Annotated in this window: 18 protein-coding genes; 5 read left to right on the top strand and 13 right to left on the bottom strand. The window is 70.9% G+C overall.

Annotated features, from left to right (window positions below; translation table 11 throughout):
* The first annotated feature begins 197 nt into the window (after window positions 1-197).
* The 3 genes from B9S61_RS29285 (at window position 198) to B9S61_RS29275 (ending at window position 3,783) form a co-directional block, all read left to right on the top strand.
* Window positions 198-722, top strand: coding sequence for a PadR family transcriptional regulator (locus B9S61_RS29285; protein WP_103544937.1), 525 nt, complete (start codon window positions 198-200; stop codon window positions 720-722).
* On the top strand, window positions 719-1,414 hold the full coding sequence (locus B9S61_RS29280) for an ABC transporter ATP-binding protein (protein WP_103544936.1): 696 nt from the start codon (window positions 719-721) through the stop codon (window positions 1,412-1,414). The genes B9S61_RS29285 and B9S61_RS29280 overlap by 4 nt, the downstream gene beginning before the upstream one ends.
* A gap of 68 nt (window positions 1,415-1,482) precedes the next feature.
* A complete protein-coding gene (locus B9S61_RS29275; RefSeq protein ID WP_103544935.1) occupies window positions 1,483-3,783 on the top strand; it encodes an ABC transporter permease in 2,301 nt (766 codons plus the stop codon).
* Between the two features lie 214 nt (window positions 3,784-3,997).
* Here B9S61_RS29275 and B9S61_RS29270 read toward each other — a convergent pair whose 3' ends face one another.
* Entirely contained in the window at window positions 3,998-4,942 is a 945-nt protein-coding gene (locus B9S61_RS29270; RefSeq protein ID WP_374936259.1) for a LysR substrate-binding domain-containing protein, read from the bottom strand.
* 133 nt (window positions 4,943-5,075) lie between these two features.
* On the opposite strand from B9S61_RS29270, the gene B9S61_RS29265 reads away from it, so the two are divergent.
* The gene (locus tag B9S61_RS29265) at window positions 5,076-5,630 is read left to right on the top strand and encodes a peroxiredoxin (protein ID WP_103544933.1); all 555 of its coding nucleotides are present in this window, start codon (window positions 5,076-5,078) and stop codon (window positions 5,628-5,630) included.
* A 6-nt stretch (window positions 5,631-5,636) separates the two neighbouring features.
* The gene (locus B9S61_RS29260; protein WP_103544932.1) at window positions 5,637-6,170 is read left to right on the top strand and encodes an alkyl hydroperoxide reductase; all 534 of its coding nucleotides are present in this window, start codon (window positions 5,637-5,639) and stop codon (window positions 6,168-6,170) included.
* 377 nt (window positions 6,171-6,547) lie between these two features.
* Here B9S61_RS29260 and B9S61_RS29255 read toward each other — a convergent pair whose 3' ends face one another.
* The 12 genes from B9S61_RS29255 to B9S61_RS29200 all read right to left on the bottom strand — a co-directional run.
* The gene (locus B9S61_RS29255; protein WP_103544931.1) at window positions 6,548-7,942 is read right to left on the bottom strand and encodes an AI-2E family transporter; all 1,395 of its coding nucleotides are present in this window, start codon (window positions 7,940-7,942) and stop codon (window positions 6,548-6,550) included.
* Between the two features lie 144 nt (window positions 7,943-8,086).
* Window positions 8,087-8,785, bottom strand: coding sequence for a lytic transglycosylase domain-containing protein (locus tag B9S61_RS29250; RefSeq protein ID WP_258039907.1), 699 nt, complete (start codon window positions 8,783-8,785; stop codon window positions 8,087-8,089).
* Between the two features lie 410 nt (window positions 8,786-9,195).
* On the bottom strand, window positions 9,196-10,521 hold the full coding sequence (locus tag B9S61_RS29245) for a PhoH family protein (protein WP_103544929.1): 1,326 nt from the start codon (window positions 10,519-10,521) through the stop codon (window positions 9,196-9,198).
* A 343-nt stretch (window positions 10,522-10,864) separates the two neighbouring features.
* Window positions 10,865-11,638, bottom strand: coding sequence for an isoprenyl transferase (locus B9S61_RS29240; RefSeq protein WP_103544928.1), 774 nt, complete (start codon window positions 11,636-11,638; stop codon window positions 10,865-10,867).
* Between the two features lie 168 nt (window positions 11,639-11,806).
* The gene (locus B9S61_RS40460; protein ID WP_146064979.1) at window positions 11,807-12,403 is read right to left on the bottom strand and encodes a hypothetical protein; all 597 of its coding nucleotides are present in this window, start codon (window positions 12,401-12,403) and stop codon (window positions 11,807-11,809) included.
* 796 nt (window positions 12,404-13,199) lie between these two features.
* A complete protein-coding gene (locus tag B9S61_RS29230) occupies window positions 13,200-13,985 on the bottom strand; it encodes a class I SAM-dependent methyltransferase (RefSeq protein WP_103544926.1) in 786 nt (261 codons plus the stop codon).
* 63 nt (window positions 13,986-14,048) lie between these two features.
* Window positions 14,049-14,924 (bottom strand): LLM class flavin-dependent oxidoreductase, encoded by an 876-nt coding sequence (locus B9S61_RS29225; protein ID WP_103544925.1) that lies wholly within the window; start codon window positions 14,922-14,924, stop codon window positions 14,049-14,051.
* Between the two features lie 19 nt (window positions 14,925-14,943).
* Window positions 14,944-15,969, bottom strand: a complete 1,026-nt coding sequence (locus B9S61_RS29220; RefSeq protein WP_374936258.1) for a hypothetical protein — start codon at window positions 15,967-15,969, stop codon at window positions 14,944-14,946.
* Entirely contained in the window at window positions 15,957-16,616 is a 660-nt protein-coding gene (locus tag B9S61_RS29215; protein ID WP_103544924.1) for a hypothetical protein, read from the bottom strand. Before B9S61_RS29215 ends, B9S61_RS29220 begins: the two co-directional genes overlap by 13 nt.
* A gap of 104 nt (window positions 16,617-16,720) precedes the next feature.
* The gene (locus B9S61_RS29210) at window positions 16,721-17,221 is read right to left on the bottom strand and encodes a hypothetical protein (RefSeq protein WP_103544923.1); all 501 of its coding nucleotides are present in this window, start codon (window positions 17,219-17,221) and stop codon (window positions 16,721-16,723) included.
* Entirely contained in the window at window positions 17,218-17,949 is a 732-nt protein-coding gene (locus B9S61_RS29205) for a hypothetical protein (protein WP_103544922.1), read from the bottom strand. The genes B9S61_RS29210 and B9S61_RS29205 overlap by 4 nt, the downstream gene beginning before the upstream one ends.
* A gap of 78 nt (window positions 17,950-18,027) precedes the next feature.
* Window positions 18,028-18,827 (bottom strand): Tox-REase-5 domain-containing protein (locus B9S61_RS29200; RefSeq protein WP_219819974.1); only part of this gene is annotated, 800 nt, incomplete at its 5' end.

Genomic DNA, 18,827 nt, shown 5'->3' with positions numbered 1-18,827 from the left:
AGCTTCGACGGACCGCTCCGCGAGACCGCTGTCCTCACCCCGCACGGCGGCGCCGTCCCTCGCACTCGCCCGGACCGGCCGGTCCTCGGTAGCAGAACCGTGACATTCGGCTCCCACCTGGAGGTCCGTACCCGCCGCCATCATCTGCACACTCGGCGTATACATCGTGCGTATACACGGTGCGTACAGTGCTTCGCATGTCCATCGGTCACACTCTCCTGGGGCTCCTGGAGTCCGGCCCGCGTCATGGTTACGACCTGAAGCGGGCCTTCGACGATAAATTCGGTCACGACCGGCCGCTGCACTACGGCCAGGTCTACTCGACGATGTCCCGCCTGCTGAAGAACGGGCTCGTCGAAGTCGACGGCATCGAGTCCGGCGGCGGCCCCGAGCGCAAGCGGTACGCGATCACCGAGGCCGGCATCACCGATGTCGAGCGCTGGCTCGGCACACCGGAGAAGCCGGAGCCGTACCTCCAGTCGACGCTCTACACCAAGGTCGTCCTGGCGCTGCTCACCAGCCGCGACGCCGCCGACATCCTCGACACGCAGCGCTCGGAGCATCTGCGCGGCATGCGGATCCTCACCGACCGCAAGCGCCACGGCGACCTCGCCGACCAGCTCATCTGCGACCACGCCCTGTTCCATCTCGAGGCCGACCTGCGCTGGCTGGAGCTGACCGCGGCGCGTCTCGACAAGCTCCGTGAGGCGGTGGCCCGATGACCACGTCCGTTCCCCCCGGCTCCCTGCTCGTCGCGCAGGACCTGCGCAAGGTCTACGGACCGACCACCGCGCTCGACGGCGCCGGCTTCTCCATCCACCCCGGCGAGGTCGTCGCCGTGATGGGCCCCTCCGGCTCGGGCAAGTCGACGCTGCTGCACTGCCTCGCCGGGATCGTCACCCCCGACTCCGGCTCGATCACGTACGACGGCCGCGAGCTGACCACCATGAGCGACGGTGAGCGCAGCGCGCTGCGGCGCTCGGAGTTCGGCTTCGTCTTCCAGTTCGGGCAGCTCGTCCCCGAACTCGCCTGTGTGGAGAACGTCGCCCTGCCGCTGCGGCTGAACGGCACACCCCGCAAGCAGGCCGAGCGGGCCGCGCTCACCTGGATGGAGCGCCTCGAGGTCGACGACGTCCGCAAGAAGCGGCCCGGCGAGGTGTCCGGCGGCCAGGGGCAGCGGGTCGCCGTGGCCCGCGCGCTGGTCACCGACCCGCGGCTGCTGTTCGCCGACGAACCGACCGGCGCGCTGGACTCCCTCAACGGCGAGCGCGTGATGGAACTCCTCACCGACGCCGCGCGGTCCTCCAACGCCGCCGTCGTCCTCGTCACCCACGAGGCGCGGGTGGCCGCTTACTCCGACCGAGAGGTCGTCGTGCGGGACGGCAAGTCCCGGGACATGGAGCGCGTCGTATGAGTGTGCGGTGGGGGCACCGCCCTGCTCGAGCGGAGTCGAGAGCCTGGGGCAGGGCGCGGGACCTCGGCATGGGACTCCGGTTCGCCTTCGCCGGGGGACGCGAGGGCTGGACCCGGGCGCTGCTCACCGCCGTCGGGGTCGGGCTGGGGGTGGCACTGCTGCTGCTCACCACCGCCCTGCCCGGTGCGCTGGAGGAACGCCACCGGCGGGAGGAGGCGCGGCTCAACTTCACCTACGGCGAGCAGATGAAGCGCGCCGACGACACCCTGATGACCGCGGACACCAACACGGAGTTCGGCGGCCGGAACATCCGCGGCCGGCTGCTGGAGCCGGAGGGCGACAAGGCCCCTCCGCCCCCCGGACTGCGGGAATTCCCGGCGCCGGGCGACATGCTGGTCTCCCCCGCCCTGAAGGAACTCCTCGGCTCCGACGACGGTGAGATGCTGCGGGAGCGGCTGCCGTACGACATCGTGGGGACGATCGGCGAGCAGGGACTGATCGGCTCGCAGGAACTCGCCTACTACGCGGGGGCCGAGAACCTCGCCGAACGGATCGGTGACGGGCAGGTCGGCCGCATCGACTCCTACGGGGACCCCAACCCGGTGCAGGAGCAGTCGGACCCGGTCCTCATGCTGCTGATCCTGGTCGTCTTCGTGGTGCTGCTGATGCCGGTCGCCGTGTTCATCGCCGCGGCCGTGCGGTTCGGCGGCGAACGGCGGGACCGCAGGCTGGCCGCGCTGCGGCTGGTCGGCTCCGACGGCGGGATGACCCGGCGGATCGCCGCGGGCGAGGCCCTCGGCGGGGCGCTGCTGGGCCTGGTGTTCGGCACCGGGTTCTTCCTGGCGGGGCGGGAGTTCGCGGCGTCCGTCGAGGTGTTCCGGATCAGCGTCTTCCCGAGCTATCTGAACCCCTCGCCGCTGCTGGCGCTGCTGGTCGCGGTGGCGGTTCCGGCGGCCGCGGTGCTGGTGACCCTGCTGACGCTGCGCGGGGTGGTCATCGGGCCGCTGGGCGTGGTGCGCACCGCGCGGCCGGCCCGCCGCCGGCTGTGGTGGCGGCTGCTGGTGCCGCTGGCCGGGATCGGCATGCTGGCCCCCATGCTCGGACAGGGCAAGGAGAACGGGGAGTTCAACGAGTACCTCGTCGCCGGCGGTGTCATCTGTCTGCTCGTCGGCGTCACCGCGCTGCTGCCGTGGATCATGGAGACGGCGGTCGCCCGGCTCGGCTCGGGCAGCGTGTCCTGGCAACTGGCCGTCCGACGCCTGCAGTTGAGCAGTGGCGCGGCGGCCCGCATGGTCAACGGCATCGCCGTGGCCGTGGCCGGCGCCATCGCGCTGCAGATGCTCTTCGCCGGCGTGGAGAGCGAGTACACCGAGGCGACCGGCTACGACGTGACACTGGCGCAGGTGCAGGTCAACGTGCCGGAGGGCACGGAAATGGCCGCGGCCAGTGCGAAGCTCGAGAAGACCAAGGGCGTCCGCGAGGTCTACCCGCTGTCCCGTGGGTACTCCGGCGACCGGCCCTGGTCCCGGAATCCGGAGCGCAACGCCGAGCTGACCATCGGCGACTGCGCGACCCTGCGCAAGGTGGCGAAGCTGCCCTCGTGCACGGACGGCGACGTGTTCACGGTCCGGGGCGGGGAGTACGACACGGACACCGCGTCGCTGAGCCGGCCGGGCCAGAAGCTCTACCTGGAGACGTCCGCGGGCTACATGAAGACGAAGGAGGTCGTCTGGACCGTCCCCGGGACGCTGAAGCAGGCCGACTCCATCAAGGACCCGACCGGGACCAAGCGCGGCGGCTTCCTGCTGACCGAGGGAGCGATGCCCGCGGACCTGGCGGAAGCGGTCAGGGGCCAGGTGTATCTGGCCCTCGACGACTCCGTGCCGAACGCCGTTGAGCACGTGCGCAACGCGGCTGCCGCGATCGACCCGCTCGCCGACCCGATGACGTGGCAGGTGACCGAGCGTTCCCAACGCTACGACACCATCCGCACGGGGCTGTTCGTCGGCGCCGCGGCCGTCCTGGCACTGATCGGGGCCAGCCTGCTGGTCTCCCAGCTGGAACAGCTGCGCGAACGCCGCAAACTGCTGGCCGCCCTGGTCGCCTTCGGCACCCGGCGGCGCACGCTGAGCCTGTCGGTGCTGTGGCAGACGGCGATCCCGATCGGCCTGGGCCTGCTGCTGGCCTCCGTGGTGGGCATGACCCTGGGAACCGTGCTGCTGCGGATGACGTCGGTACAGATCCGCGTGGACTGGCCGAGTCTCGCCCAGATGAACGGCATCGGCGCGGGGGTCGTCCTGGTGGTGACGCTGCTGAGCCTGCCGCCACTGCTGCGCATGATGCGCCCGGACGGGCTGCGCACGGAGTAGGCCCGGCGGGGGAGGCGGGCGCGGCGGGGGTGCCCGGCACCGGAATCTCCCGGTGCCGGGCACCTGGCAGCCGCGACGCCCGCCACCGGAGCGCCCGGCACCGGCCGTTCGGCGCCGGGATGTCCAGTGGCGGGGCGCTTCGCCGTCGGGACCCCGGGACCCCGGGACCCCGGGACCCCGGGACCCCGGGAACGGGGTGCCCGACGTCGGGGTGTCAGTTCCCCACCGTCCGCACCGGCAGGTCCCGCAGGGCCTCGCGCAGGGCCGCCGCCAGTTGCTCGTACTCCCCCGCCCTCGCCGCGCCCGCGCGCATGGCGAGGGCGACACGGCGGCTGGGGGCCGGGTCGGTGAAGCAGCCGGTGCGCAGCCGGCCGGCGCGGGCGGTCTCGACCTCGACGGCGGTGCGCGGCAGCAGTGTCACCCCGAGGCCGCCTGCCACCAGCTGCACCAGGGTGGACAGTCCGGCCGCCGTGGTGGTGGCCGCGACTCCCGCCCGCCCGGCCTCGCGGCAGATGTCCAGGGCCTGGTCGCGCAGGCAGTGCCCCTCGTCCAGCAGGAGCAGGTTCAGTTCGCGCAGCACCTCGCGGGGTATGCCCTGTCGGCCGCCGAGCCAGTGGTCGATCGGCGTGACCAGCACGAAGTCCTCGTCGAACAGGGGAAGTTCCGTCACTCCGGGTACACCGAGCGGCACCGCGAGCAGAAGCAGGTCCAGCCGGCCGCGGGCCAGGCCGTCCAGCAGGTTGGCGGTCTGCTCCTCGTGCACCTGGAGGTCGAGCAGCGGATAGCGGTCGCGGACCAGCCGCAGCACGGTGGGCAGCACGTACGGCGCCACCGTGGGGATCACCCCGAGGCGCAGCACACCGGTGAACGGCGCCCGCAGCGCGTCCGCCTCCTCCATCAGCGCCCCGACCTCCGCCAGTACGGACCTGGCGCGGGCGGCGAGCCGCTCACCCGCAGGTGAGAGCAGTACCTTGCGCGTCGTACGCTCCACGAGGGTCACACCGAGCGCCTCCTCCAGCGAGGACACCGCCCCCGACAGCGCCGGCTGGCTGGTCCCCGTCGCCGCCGCGGCGTCCCGGAAGTGCAGATGCTCGGCCACCGCGGCGAACGCCCGCAGTTGCGCGAGGGTCGGCTGCCGCCGCCTATTACCCACAGTCACTGATAGCTTCCTCCGATCGACACGACCGAGTGTAGCTATTTCACGAATCAATCCTGCCTGTGCCAACATCAACAAGGTCCAACCCATGGGAAGCGCCCGCGATCCGGGTGCTTCCTCGCTGCAAGGAGGGCCCGTGCTCACTGTCGGTGACAAGTTCCCCGAGTTCGAACTGACTGCCTGTGTCTCGCTGGAGAAGGGCAAGGAGTTCGAGACGATCGACCACAAGACCTACGAAGGCAAGTGGAAGATCGTTTTCGCGTGGCCCAAGGACTTCACCTTCGTGTGCCCGACCGAGATCGCCGCGTTCGGCAAGCTGAACGACGAGTTCGCCGACCGTGACGCCCAGGTCCTCGGCTTCTCCGGTGACTCGGAGTTCGTCCACCACGCCTGGCGCAAGGACCACGACGACCTGCGCGACCTGCCGTTCCCCATGATGGCGGACTCCCGGCACGAGCTGATGCGCGACCTCGGCATCGAGGGCGAGGACGGCTTCGCGAAGCGCGCGGTGTTCATCGTGGACCAGAACAACGAGATCCAGTTCACCATGGTGACCGCCGGTTCCGTCGGCCGTAACCCCAAGGAGGTCCTGCGGGTGCTGGACGCCCTGCAGACCGACGAGCTCTGCCCGTGCAACTGGAGCAAGGGCGACGAGACCCTTGACCCGGTCGCGCTGCTGTCCGGGGAGTGATCTGAGATGTCCCTCGACTCCCTGAAGTCCCGTATACCGGACTACGCCAAGGACCTGAAGCTCAACCTGGGTTCGGTCATCGGCAACTCGGACCTGCCGGCCCAGCAGCTCTGGGGCACGGTGCTGTCGACGGCGATCGCCTCGCGCTCGGACATCGTGCTGCGCGAGCTGGAGCCGGAGGCGAAGGCGAACCTGTCGCCGGAGGCGTACACCGCGGCGAAGGCCGCGGCCGCGGTGATGGCGATGAACAACGTCTTCTACCGCACCCGTCACCTGCTGTCGGACCACGAGTACGGCAACCTGCGCGCCGGTCTGCGGATGAACGTCATCGGCAACCCGGGGGTCGACAAGGTCGACTTCGAGTTCTGGTGCTTCGCGGTCTCCGCGATCAACGGCTGCGGTGCGTGCCTCGACTCCCACGAGCAAGTGCTGCGCAAGGCCGGCGTGGAGCGGGAGGCCGTGCAGGAGGCCTTCAAGATCGCCACGGTGGTGCAGGCGGTCGGTGCCACGCTCGACGCGGAAGCCGCTCTCGCGGAGTAGCTCCGCCGGCGGGCCCGTCCACCTCCCCAGGTGAACGGGCCCGCCGCACCCGTACTCCCCCAACCCTCCGCCCTCCGCTCTCCGCTCTCCGCTCTCCCGCGGGCAGTCGTGCCGCAGGGCGATGGGGGTCCCCCCGCTCGAGCGAAGCCGAGAGTGGGGAGGGTGGGCGCGACGGCACCCCGCCCGCGCCGGGTTGCGCAGTCACCCCCCGACCCGCACCGACACCGCTTCGCCCACGGCGCCGGCCAGGTGCCGCTGCGCCCACCCGTGCCGCCCTGGGGGGGTACCCCCTCTGGGGGAGGCACGACTGCCACGCAGCTGGGGGGCCGGGCCCGCCCGGGCGGGGCGGTGTAGGGCCGGTTCGGCGGGTGGGTGTTCTACTCCTCGTCGAGGTCGGCCGCCTGCCCCTTCCGCATCTCCGGCCCCGCCCCCTGCGAGGCAGGCGCGGCGGGCAGCGGAGCGTCCGGTGCGGACATCGCCGTAGCACCCCGTGGCCGAGGCGACTGACGTACCGCCGCCTCATGGGCGTACGCACGCAGATAGCCGACGACCGTGTTGGTGACCGCGACCAGCGGCACGGCGACCACCGCGCCGCCGATACCGGCCACCATCCCGCCGGAGGCCACCGCCAGCACCACCGCGAGCGGATGGACCCGCACCGCCCGGCCGAGGATGAACGGCTGGAGGATGTGCCCCTCGATCTGCTGCACCGCCAGCACCACCGCCAGCGTCATGACACCCGTGAACACGCCCTGGGTGACCAGCGCGACGACCACCGCCAGCGCTCCCGACACCACCGCGCCGACGAGCGGGATGAAGGAGAACAGGAAGATGAAGACGGCGAGCGGCACCGCCATCGGCACGTCGAGGAAGTAGATGCCGAGACCGATGAAGATCGCGTCGATCAGTGCCACGACCACCGTGCCGCGCACATACGCCGTCAGCGTCTGCCACGCGACCGGCCCGGCGCCGGCGACGCCCGGACGGGCGGCGGCCGGGACGAGCTTGAGGGACCATTCCCAGATCCGCTTGCCGTCGTAGAGCAGGAACAGGGTCGAGAAGACCGCCAGCAGTATGCCGGTGAGCGCCTCGACGACGACCGTCACGCCCTCCAGGCCGGCCGAGGTGATCTGCTCGGTGTTGGCGCCGACCGCCTCCCGCAGGTTCTTGGCGATCTCGTTGATCTGTTTGTCGGTGACGTGGAAGGGGCTGTTGAGCAGCCAGTTGCGCAGCTCGTCGATGCCGTCCTGGATCTGGTCGGAGAGGTGGTCGATGTTCTCCATGATCTGCCAGGTCACGAACCACCCGATGAGGCCGATCACCACGAACCCGAACAGCGCCGTCAGCGCGGTGGCCGGCCCGCGCGGCACGCCGAACCGCCGCATCCGGGCCACCGTCGGCTGGAGCAGCGCCGTGATCAGCAGCGACGCCACGAACGCCAGCACCACCAGCTGTACGGCGGTGATGATCCGCATGAGCACCCAGACGGTGCCGGCCAGTACCAGCAGCCGCCAGCCGGCCTCGGCGGCGACCCGCACCCCCCACGGCACGGCCTGCGCGGGGTCCGGCCGGACCGGGACGATCGCGGCGGGGTACTCGGCCGGCGAGGCCGACGGCGCCTGGTGGGGACGCGGGGCCCCCTCAGGTGCGACGTCCGCGTCCTCGTCCGCACGGCGGTCCCGCGCCACCTCGGCCCGGCGCTCCTCCAACCGCTTGCTGACCTCGGTCAGTCCGGCTCCGACCCGGCCGAGCCATCCTGGCACTCGCGACATGATCCGTCCTCTTCCCCCGTTTCCCCCCACCACTCCCCCCTGGAGTCGTCGGTCAGACCGTACATGGCGACGGCCCCGCACCGTAGGACGGTGCGGGGCTGTGCGGGGGTTGAGCGGGGCCGGGGCGGCGGGCCCCCGGTCCTTCTAGTACCAGTGGTTGGCCTGCCAGAAGCTCCAGGCTCCGCAAGGGCTGCCGTAGCGGCCGTCCATGTAGCCGAGGCCCCATTTGATCTGGGTGGCCGGGTTCGTCGCCCAGTCGGCTCCGGCGGAGGACATCTTGGAACCCGGAAGCGCCTGCACGAGGCCGTAGGCGTCGGAGGTGGGGTTGTCGGCCGTGTAGTTCCAGCTCGACTCGCGCTCCACAATGTTGCTGAAACACTGGAACTGGTCCGCCGGCACGATCTGCCGGGCCATCGCCTGGACTTCCGCAACCGAGTAGGACGACTGGACCGGGAAGCTGGAGGCGTCGCGGGTCGCGGAGCGGCTGGCGGCGGCCTTGGCCTCCGCGCGTTCCTTGGCCTCCTGCTCCGCCTTCTCGGCCGCTTCCTTCTTCTTCGCGACCGCGGTCTCGGCGGCGGCCTTGCGGGCGGCCTCCTCGGCGTCCTTCTTGGCACCGGCGTCGGCGGCGATGGCCATCGTTTCGGCCTGCTGCGTCACAGACGCGGTCTGCACCTGGGCCTGCTGGCCCGCGGGGATGTCCGCGAGCAGCGTGGTGCCGCTTGCCGTCGCCTCCGCGTCGTTGTTCTGCGCGGTACTGCCCGAGGCAACGCCGACGACGCTTCCGACAGCGGTGACCGCCGTGGCCGAGGCCACTGCGAATCCCCGGACCGAGATCCGGCTCACACGGTTTCCTTCCAGCATCGCCCGCTTCGGTGACCCTCGCGGACGCAATCGTGCCCCTTGGCACTGGCCTCCCCAACTTCGGGTCACGGGAGGCACGGACCCGATGGGCAACTCCCCCAGGGGGAGCGCCACGTGGTGCTCGGGCGGCATACGACGACGCTATGGAGTTGAGACTGTGGTTCCGCACCGCTGGGGGTACAGGTGTGTCGTATGCGGGGCCTGACAGGAGTGAGACTCTGCCGTAACCGGACGGCGCAAGGCAATTCTCTGTTGCGTGTGAAAGCTCACATACCGTTTGCCCTCGGGGATTCCCGGAAATCCGCACACGCGCCGACGCCGCCCGGCTAGACTCTTCGCCTTTCCGGACGGCGCCAACTACTGCGTAACCGGTCCTTCTTCGAACGTCCCGGTCAGATCTGCCCGTCTTCGAGCATTTCGGTCACCAGGGCGGCGATCTGGGACCTCTCGGACCGGGTCAGGGTGATGTGCGCGAAGAGCGGATGCCCCTTCAGTTTCTCGACCACGGCGACCACACCGTCGTACCGCCCGACCCGGAGGTTGTCCCGCTGGGCGACATCATGGGTCAGAACGACTCGCGAATTGGCCCCGATCCGGGACAGAACGGTCAGCAGGACGTTCCGCTCCAGCGACTGTGCCTCGTCCACGATCACGAAGGCGTCGTGCAGCGAGCGCCCCCGGATGTGGGTGAGCGGCAGAACCTCGAGCATGCCGCGCGCGGTGACCTCCTCGATGACCTCCCTGCTGGTGACCGACGACAGCGTGTCGAACACCGCCTGCGCCCAGGGGCTCATCTTCTCCGCCTCGGAACCCGGCAGGTAACCGAGCTCCTGCCCGCCCACCGCGTACAGCGGACGGAAGACCATCACCTTCTGGTGCTGCCGGCGCTCCAGGACCGCCTCGAGACCCGCGCACAGCGCCAGCGCCGACTTGCCGGTGCCGGCCCGGCCGCCCATGGACACGATCCCGACGTCCGGGTCGAGCAGCAGGTCGAGCGCGATGCGCTGCTCGGCGCTGCGGCCCTTGATGCCGAACACCTCCCGGTCGCCGCGCACCAGCCGGACCCCGCCGTCCGGAGTGACCCGTCCCAGCGCCTTGCCGCGCTCGGACTGGATGGTCAGACCGGTGTGCACGGGAAGGCCGGACGCCTCGGGCACATACACCCGCCCTTCCTCGAAGAGGATGTCCACCTGCTCGCCCGGCAGGGTCAGTTCGGACATACCGGTCCAGCCGGAGGCGTCCGTGATGGCGAGCTCCGCGCGGTACTCCTCGGCGAGGAGACCGACGGAGGACGCCTTGATCCTGAGCGGGAGGTCCTTCGACACCACGGTGACGTCGAACCCCTCGGCCTGCAGATTGCGGGCGACCGCGAGGATGCGGGAGTCGTTGTCCCCGAGGCGGTAGCCGCTGGGCAGCACGCCGGGGTCCGAGTGGTTCAGCTCGACCCGCACGGTGCCGCCGAGGTCCCCGGTCGGAAGAGGCGCGTCGAGACGGCCGTACCGCACCCGGTAGTCGTCCAGCAGACGGAGCGCCTGCCGGGCGAAGTAGCCGAGTTCGGGATGGTTCCGCTTGGCCTCCAGTTCCGTCACCACGACGATGGGGAGCACGACCTCGTGCTCGTCGAAGCGGGTCAGGGCGTTCGGATCGGCCAGCAGGACGCTGGTGTCGAGAACATAAGTGCGTCGGTCGGGCTTGTGACGCTTTGCGCTGGTCACCACGGAAGGACGTACCCCCTCGGATGAGGTCGGGGAGCGACGGAGCGGAGCTGGACCGGTCGACGGCCGCCATGCACAGCGGGCCGAGAACCGGCCCTCCGCTGCTTCTTCCGTGCCGTGACCGCACGGTCGGGCTGGTGCAAAGGGCCTCCCGGGCGGACGACTCCCGCGTCGTCCGCTGAGATCCGACACCCGTGGTTCGGGTGTCGACCTGCCTGGCTTATTCCCTCATACGAGCGCAGCCATGCCACGGCATATGACGGCATACTGGTGAACAGTGCGTGACCAGCGGTGCGGGAGGGGAGAAGAAGGCCGGCGAGCGCCGTACGGACTCCGTCGGAGCCGTTCAGCCGCCGTAGCGGCGGTGGCGGGCGGCGTAGTCGCGCAGCGCCCGCAGGAAGTCCACCTTGCGGAAGGCCGGCCAGAACACGTCGCAGAAGTAGTACTCGGAGTGCGCGGTCTGCCAGAGCATGAAACCGGAGAGCCGCTGCTCACCGCTGGTGCGGATCACCAGGTCCGGGTCCGGCTGCTCGCGGGTGTAGAGGTGACGTCCGATCATGTCGACGTCGACCGCCTCGGCGAGCTCCTCCATCGAGGTGCCCTTCTCGTGGGCGTCGAGGAGCATGGAGCGCACGGCGTCGGCGATCTCCTGGCGACCGCCGTACCCGATGGCGACGTTGACCACTATTCCGCTGACGTGCGCGGTGGCCGCCTCGGCCTCCTTGAGGGTGGTCTGCATCCCGGCGGGCAGCAGATCCGGCGTGCCCACATGGTGCACCCGCCAGCGCCCGTCGGCGGCGAGGCTGCGCACCACGTCCTCGATGATGCCGAGCAGCGGGACGAGCTCGTCCGCGGGCCGGTCGAAGTTGTCGGTCGACAGCAGCCAGAGCGTGACGACCTCGACCTCCGTCTCGCTGCACCAGCCGAGGAACTCCCCGATGTTGTCGGCGCCGGCCCGGTGGCCGTGGACGGTGCTGGAACCCGAGGCCTTCGCCCACCGGCGGTTGCCATCCATGATGACGCCGATGTGCTTGGGCACCTGAGCGGTGTCCAGGTGACCTTCCACCCGGCGTGCGTACAGCCTGACCAGCAGGCCGCGCAGCTTGTCGCGCAGGTTCACGTGATTGTCAGCCCCTCCGTACGGAACGGACAGGCGCCGCACCCCGCCGCGTCGCGCGGCAAGCGGCCCGGTCTCGGCCGCGGGCGGCCCCGTCCGTATGGCGGTCCCCGAAGGCGAAGCCTACCCCCGCCGGGGCGGAGGTCCCCACAGTCCGGGACGGCACGCTTGTCAGCCGTAGGGCGAGTACTGCGGCAGCACGCCGTTCGTCCGGTGCCGCCGGAACCACCGCCCGGCCGAGCCCTGGCTGAGCAGAACGATGACCGTGATGGCGGTACCGAGCGGCAGGATCCCCAACGGAACGCCCTGGGCCGTCGCGCTGAGCGCGAACAGGATCTGCACGGAGGCCAGCACGATCGAGGCGACGCGTACGCCGTTGCCCGCCTTCGGATACCGGAACGCCAGGACGAACAGCGCGACGCTCATCAGATACGTACTGAAGAACCGCCCCGCCTCCTCCGCTCCGACGACGGCACCGACCAGGGCGGTGAGCAGCACGCCGAGCCCGAACATCACGAAGATCACGACCTGGGCGGCACGCACGGAGCCGGGCATGGCCAGGGGCTGCTGACGGGACGGGTCGTAGCACGACGGGTCGTGGTACGGAGGGACGCCGGGGCGGGGATGACCGACCGGGGGCGCGCCATAGGGGTCGGGCGACTGCCCGTACTGGCCGTACGCGGCAGGAGGTCCGTACTCACCGGGCTGACCGGGCTGACCGGGCTGACCGGGGGGCTGATGAGGCGGTGTCGGGTGCTCGTTCGACATGCCTGGACTCTAGCCAGGAGGTCTCCCCGGATGGCACGGCGCGGGGCGGGGCGGCAAGAAAAAACGGGCCGGTCCGTGGGGGGGATACGGACCGGCCCGAGGGGGGGTTTCCACCATAACCCTTCGTAAGTGATGCTGCGCGCATTGGCGGGCCACAATCACTCTCCGAAGTCACCCGGCGACGCCTGGACAGCCCGGAATGGGGCCGTTCAGGGGCTTCGCATGGCCGAAACACGGCGAGATCCTGGGGAAAACCGGAGGTTGAGGGGACCGTGTGCAGATTGTGGCGCCGACACGCCCCCACGTGAGCCACTCTTCCGGTCGTCCCCCCGGCGGGTGATCCCGGCGGCGAATCCGCTTGACCGGCGACATGATCCGCGGGTGCGGGCGGAGACCTTCCCGGGGTCTCAGGAACCGGGTACCGCGCAGCCCCCTCCACTGCGCGGTACCACCCCGCGCAGCTTTGCTTGCGCGAATTTCCTTGGTGTGAACCTACGTGAGAACGCGGTCACAAGACCAGCCGCAGACGATAACGATGCGGAAACCCGTCCGAAGGCGTCGGCCCCACCGCCGACAGGATCACAGAGGCAAGCCGCCCCCTTCCACTTGGGCCGGCCGCCCGACAGCGCCTCCGAAGCTCACCGGCGATGGCCGCCACCCCGACGTCCAGGCCGTCGCCCGCATGCACAGCCTTGCCCTCGCCGCATGACCACCTGCTGAGACGGTGCGAGTGGCGCGGGCCGCATGACCGAAGGAAGCCCGGCAATCCGGTGCGGGAGGCGAGCAGAGCCATCGCTCAGCAATGTTTGCGCAGCTCGAAGAGGTGGCGGGTGCTGTGGGCCACGAACGCGCCCTCCGCCTCGATGCGTTCGTGGAGGGCACGCAGGCACGGCCGGTACGCCTCGACGGTGAAGCCGGGCACCATCCAGATCACCTTGCGCAGGAAGTGGACGACGGCGGCGATGTCGTGGAACTCCATGCGCAGCCGCTCGGCACGTACGTCGACCGTCTCGAGGCCGGCGGCCTCGGCCGCGCGGCGTTCGCGGTCCGGGTGCCGCGCCTCCCGCTGTTCCCCGGGCTGCGGGCCGAGGAAGAACTCGACGACCTCGTACGCGCTGCCGGGTCCGATGTGCTGCGCGAAGTACGTACCGCCGGGGCGGAGTACGCGCGCGATCTCGTCCCAGTGGGCACGGACCGGATGACGGCTGACGACCAGGCCGAAGGTCTCGTCGGCGAAGGGCAGCGGCGCGTCCTCGGGGGAGGCGACGACGGTGACGCCGTGGGGCCGGAGCCGTGCCGTGGCCTTGGTGACGTTGGGCGGCCAGCCCTCGGTGGCGGCGGTGCGGGCGGGACTCCGGGCGGCACGCGTGAGGGCGAAGTCCAGGACCTCCCCTCCCCCGGTCTGGATGTCGAGCGCGGCATCGGCCTCGCCGAGCCGCCCGGCCAGGGCAGTGGCGTACCCCCAGGAGGGCCGGGCCTCGGTGGCCCGCCCCTCGAACCAGGAGAAGTCCCATCCCTCGGTGGGGACGGCGGCGCCTTCGGCGAGGAGCTGTTCGTAGGTGCGCGTCTGCTTGTCGGCCATGAGCCGACCCTGCACGAACCCCGCCCCGTCTGTCGCTCGCTTTTCCGCGCCCTTGTCCGTGGCTCACGGCACCAGCGGCCGCACCGCCTCCGCCGCGAACCGTACGAAGCCCTCGGGGTCGGGTTCGTCGGCGGTCGGCTGGAGGATGACCGAGTCGGCTCCGGCGTCGGCCAGCCGCTGGACCGCCTCGGCGACGGCGCCCGCGTCCCCGGCCACACCGACATCGGCTTGCCCGGTGACGCCCTCGGCGGCCAGCTCGGCCCGCACCCGCTCGCGGGCGCCGCTGCCGGTGGCGGCGAGCAGGTAGACGACCACGCGGTGGGCATCGGCACTGCGGCCCGCCGCGGCACGGCCCTCGGCGATGAGCCCGCGCGCACGCCGCACGCCCTCGGGCGAGGTGTTGGCGGTGAGGACGGTCCCGTCGGCTGCCTCACCGGTGAGGCGCACGGTACGGGGCCCCATGGCGCCGGCGAGCACCTCGACCGGGCCGTGCGGCGGCCAGTCGAGGGCGACGTCGTCGAGCCGGACGTACCGCCCCTCGGTCGTCACCCTCTCCCCGCTCAACAGGGCACGCAGCGCGGTCAGGTACTCCCGCAGCAGGGTCACCGGCGACTCGGCGCGCGCCCCGACCTGTCCCATCCAGTCCTGCACCCCGTGTCCGACCCCGAGGATCGCCCGCCCGGGGAACATCCGGTGCAGACTCGCGGCCTCCATCGCGGTGACGGCCACGTTCCGCAACGGCACCGGCAGCAGCCCGATCCCGACCCGCACCCGCTCGGTCCAGGCGAGTACGGCGGCGCCGGTGGAGATGCCGCCCTCCAGGAAACAGTCCTCCCACAGCCAGAGTTCCTCGAGACCCGCATCGTCCGCGGTCCGTGCGACGGACCGGAAGCGTTCGGGGGCGAGCTGGGGGCGGAGTACCGCGCCGAGTGTGGTCATGAGGACTTCCTACCCGAGCTCAGCGATTGATGGCCTGGATTTCCTGTACGACGACGTCCTGGGTCGCGCCGAACTCGCCGTCGGGCAGGTCACCGCCCGCACCGCCGGAGCCGGTCCAGTCGATCTGCCAGGTGACCGTGGCCTGGAGCGGGAAGGTCCCGTCGCCCGAGGAGCGCAGGTACTTCACCCCGCACGGGGGCGTGCTGTCCGCCTTGCCCCTCGCGTACGGCTCGCCGATACGGCCGTCCACGATCGCGCAGACCCCGGAGGCCGGGTAGCTCTCGGCGTCCGGGGTGCCCGGCTCGATCTTCAGCGAGACCGGTACCGCCGTGGCGGTCGCCTCGATGCCGATCTCCGGTACGGAGGCGGTGACCGACACCGGCTTGAACTCCGCGGCGTCGAGCCACGCCCAGGTCGGGAGGTTCACCTTCGTCGTCTGGGCGGGGGCGAGCGTGACCTCGGTACCCGGGACGCGGATCTCCGCGTAGGCGAGTTCGGCGAGGATCTCCGGGGTGACCGCGTTCTCGATGTTTGCGGGCGGGGCGTCGCCCTCGTCCACCCAGAAGTAGTCCTCGTCGCAGGAGTCCCAGCCCGGCGGGAAGCTCTTGTCGACGTACGATGCCCACCAATAGCCCTTGCCGGACCTGTCCTTGTTGAAGTCCTTCTCGGGATTGTCCGGGTCGACGTACCTCTTCCGCTGCTCGGTGTCCCACTGATGCCCTGTCGACCCGGCCTCCCAGATCGGCTCCAGATGGGCCTGCAACTCCTCGGGCGAGTACTTGGGGGCGTACCAGCAGGGGGGCGGCGACCATGAGGCGGACGAGGTCAGGGGGCCGGCGGAGTCACCGGTGCCGTTCTTGGAACGGTCGAAGACGACACCGCCGACGGTGACGGAAACAGTGCCGTCGTCGCCGGTTTCGGCGCGTTGGTCGGTGTCGCCGTCAGTGCTGCCACCGAACCCTGTATCCGCGTACGCGGGAGTGGCCACGGCGAGAGTCAGGACGGTGACGGGAATCAACAGATACTTGCGCGTCACGGCTGGCACTTGGCGCTCCCCCTCTGAGAAGTCAGGCGCTCGGTGACCCACACGCCGCTCTTGTTCTTGCGCAGAGTGCTCGCGTAAATGACGTAGGAGTTCTTCGTCGCCTGATTGACGTTCGTCTTGCCGGTCTCGAGGAACTTGTTGAACGCCTTGCTCTGATCCTCGCAATACACCAGAGCGGCGGTTCCGTCTTCGTTGACGGTCACGCTCTCGTTGTAGTAACGGGCCTTGCCAGTCGTGCGGGCCTTGTGATCGACGAACTCCTGAATGTACTTCTCGCTTCCGGCGGCTGCAGTGCCCTCGGAGTAGAAGCGGTACGCCTCATGCAGCGGGTCCTGTTCCGCGATGGCCATGTCCACGGCCTTGATCCGCTGCTCGGCGTCGTTAAGCACCGCGTCCTTCGCCGGGTCGCCGGTCTTCTTCCACTCGAACTTGTGCGTGACGTCGGACGGCAGCTCGATCTCCGGCCGGTCGGCCGATGTCGGCGTCGACGCACTCGGCGACGCCGACTTCTCACCGCCCGTGTCCGCGCCGACGATCTTGTCGCTGTCCTTGGTGGGATGGTCGTCGTCGCTTCCGCAGGCGGACAGCGTCAACGCCGTGGTGGCGGTCAGCGCGAGCGCTGCGAGCAGAGTGGGGCGGCGGTTCACGGTCGGCTCCCGGTGGGGCGAGGCTTCTCTCCAGCGAACCCAAGTTATCCAGCGCACGACTCGCGGCACCAGAGTGAAAGGGTTCAACTCCTGCTACGACACGGTCACCTAAGTGTCAGCGGACGGGCGCTGATCAGCGCGGTGAGGATCATCGGCGCATCACCGTCGCACTGGTTGAGGGACACCGCGGCCCAGCGGGGTTCCGGGACGGTCAGCGGGCCCCAGACGGCCAGGTCGCCGTTGCAGTCCTTGGCGAGGAGGGTACGGAAGGGCTCCGGCGCCGGGCGCGGGAGCGGCGGTTCGCCCATGGTCACCCTCCGGTGCGGCCCCCAGCGGGCGTCCAGTTCGGTGATCAGCGCGGTCAGGTTCGCCTCCGCCGCCTCCTCCGCGGCGTTCCATTCCCGTCCGTAGACCCCCGTGAGGACCTCGCTCTCCCAGAGGGGGAAGAGGAGGAGTCCCTTGCCCCGGGTCGAGGTCCATTCGCCGGTGACCGGCTCGCCCTCGTCGCTCGTCGGGCCGGAGTCCGGGAGGGGAACGGACAGGGCGGACTCGATGTCGGACACCGCCCGGCCCGTGTCGAAGGGCTCGGCCGCGCGGGCGGTCACAGCGCCGGCCGGTTCATCGGGCGGGGCAGCGGCTCCAGCGCGCCGGACTTCCTGAGGGTCTCGTACGCCCCTACGACGGCGGCGGTGTCCCCGGGGGTGGCGAGGACGAGGAGCAGCCCTCCGGTGGGGAGTTCGACGCGGTCGGCCGTCAGGTCTGCGGGGGCACGGGCGGCGCGGCCCGGCGAGAGGTAGCCGGCCCAGCCGACCGACGGGGTGCCGACCCGGAAGCCGGCCTCCTTCTTCAGGGCGGCGGTGACGGCCCGGTCGCCGACGTCTCCGTAGTCGGGCTGCCAGGCCTCCGCGACGACGGTGAGGAGCGCGGCGTCGGGAAAGGACGCCTCGTCGGGTGAGGTGTCGGGGGAGGTGATCGTGGCGACCAGTGACTGGAGCAGGGAGTCCGGGGCGCCCCCGCCCAGTACGGCGATCTCCACCTTCCAGCCGGGTGCCGGGCCGGCGGCGAGCAGCCGCAGCGACGTGCCGTTCGCGGCCGCCCAGGGGTCCGCGTCCCGTGCCGTGCGCAGCGCGCCGAGCAGGGACGCCTCGTCGGGCCGGACCGTCTCGGCGGGACCGGAGGCGGGCACCGTGCGCCACTCCCACTCCGTACGGCCGTCCGCCGCCGCCTCCGGCAGCAGCAGGGCGAACCTCTCCAGTGTCGTACTCCACCGTGCGGCGAGTTCGTCCGCCGACTCCCGCCGGGGGCCCCAGAAGCCCCGCACCACGCGTCGCATGTCCCGTCTCTCTTCTCTCGCCCCTCGCCCACGCCGGCTGCCGCGACCACCTTAGGACGCGATCCGCCCGCCGCCCCGTCAGTCGAACGCCTCGGGACGTCTGTCGCCGGCGATCCGGTCGGGCCGGGTGTGGACGACCTCGATGTCCAGGCCCGCGTCGTCGAACGCGTCCCGGGCCGCGTCGGCCACCTCCTGGTTGGAGAAGTGCCACTCGATGTCCTTGCCGTTCGCCGCGCTCACCTGCCGGCGTGCCTCGGTGAGCAGCCGTTCCCTGCCGGACGGGGTGAGTTCCGTACGGTCGGAGGCCAGGAAGCTGTCGTAGCCGTTCTTGGCCTCCAGGAAGGTGTCGCGGGAGGAGTCCCAGCCGTCGAACTCGACGTCCGGTACGTCCGGGTCGGGGTGCGGGACGACGTACTCGTGTCCGCGCTGCGCACCGGTGACCTGTTCCTGGTAGCGCAGCCAGGACTCGTTGCGCCAGTTGGGTGCGGGGTTGCGGTCGCGGCTCGCCCAGAAGCCGTCGCCGCCGTCCGGGTCGCCGTAGGCGCGGCTGTTCAGTTCGTCGGCCCAGTCCGGCGGGTTGTAGTTGCGCGGGTCGCCGGTGTCGCCGTGCTCGGGGCCGGGGTACTGCTTCTTGTTCGCCAGCGCCTCCCGCGCGCGGGCCGGTTCCTCGGCGCGCTTGCGTTCCAGGTAGGCCTGGCGTTCTGCGGCGCGGGCCTCCTCCGCCTGCGCCTTGGCCTCCTCGTCGCAGGTGCCTTCGGCCGGCAGGACGTACGGGCTGTTCGCGGCGGGACCGGCGGCGAGCACGGTGGTGCCGGTACCGGGGCCGCCGTCGAGGCCGGCCGGGGGCGGGTCGTCGTCGCCGTACGGGACCCTCGGGG

The organism is Streptomyces sp. SM1, assembly GCF_002910825.1.
Lineage (GTDB): Bacteria > Actinomycetota > Actinomycetes > Streptomycetales > Streptomycetaceae > Streptomyces > Streptomyces okerensis.
The sequence above is the reverse complement of the archived record's forward strand: the minus strand, read 5'-3'. Positions and strand labels throughout refer to the sequence as shown.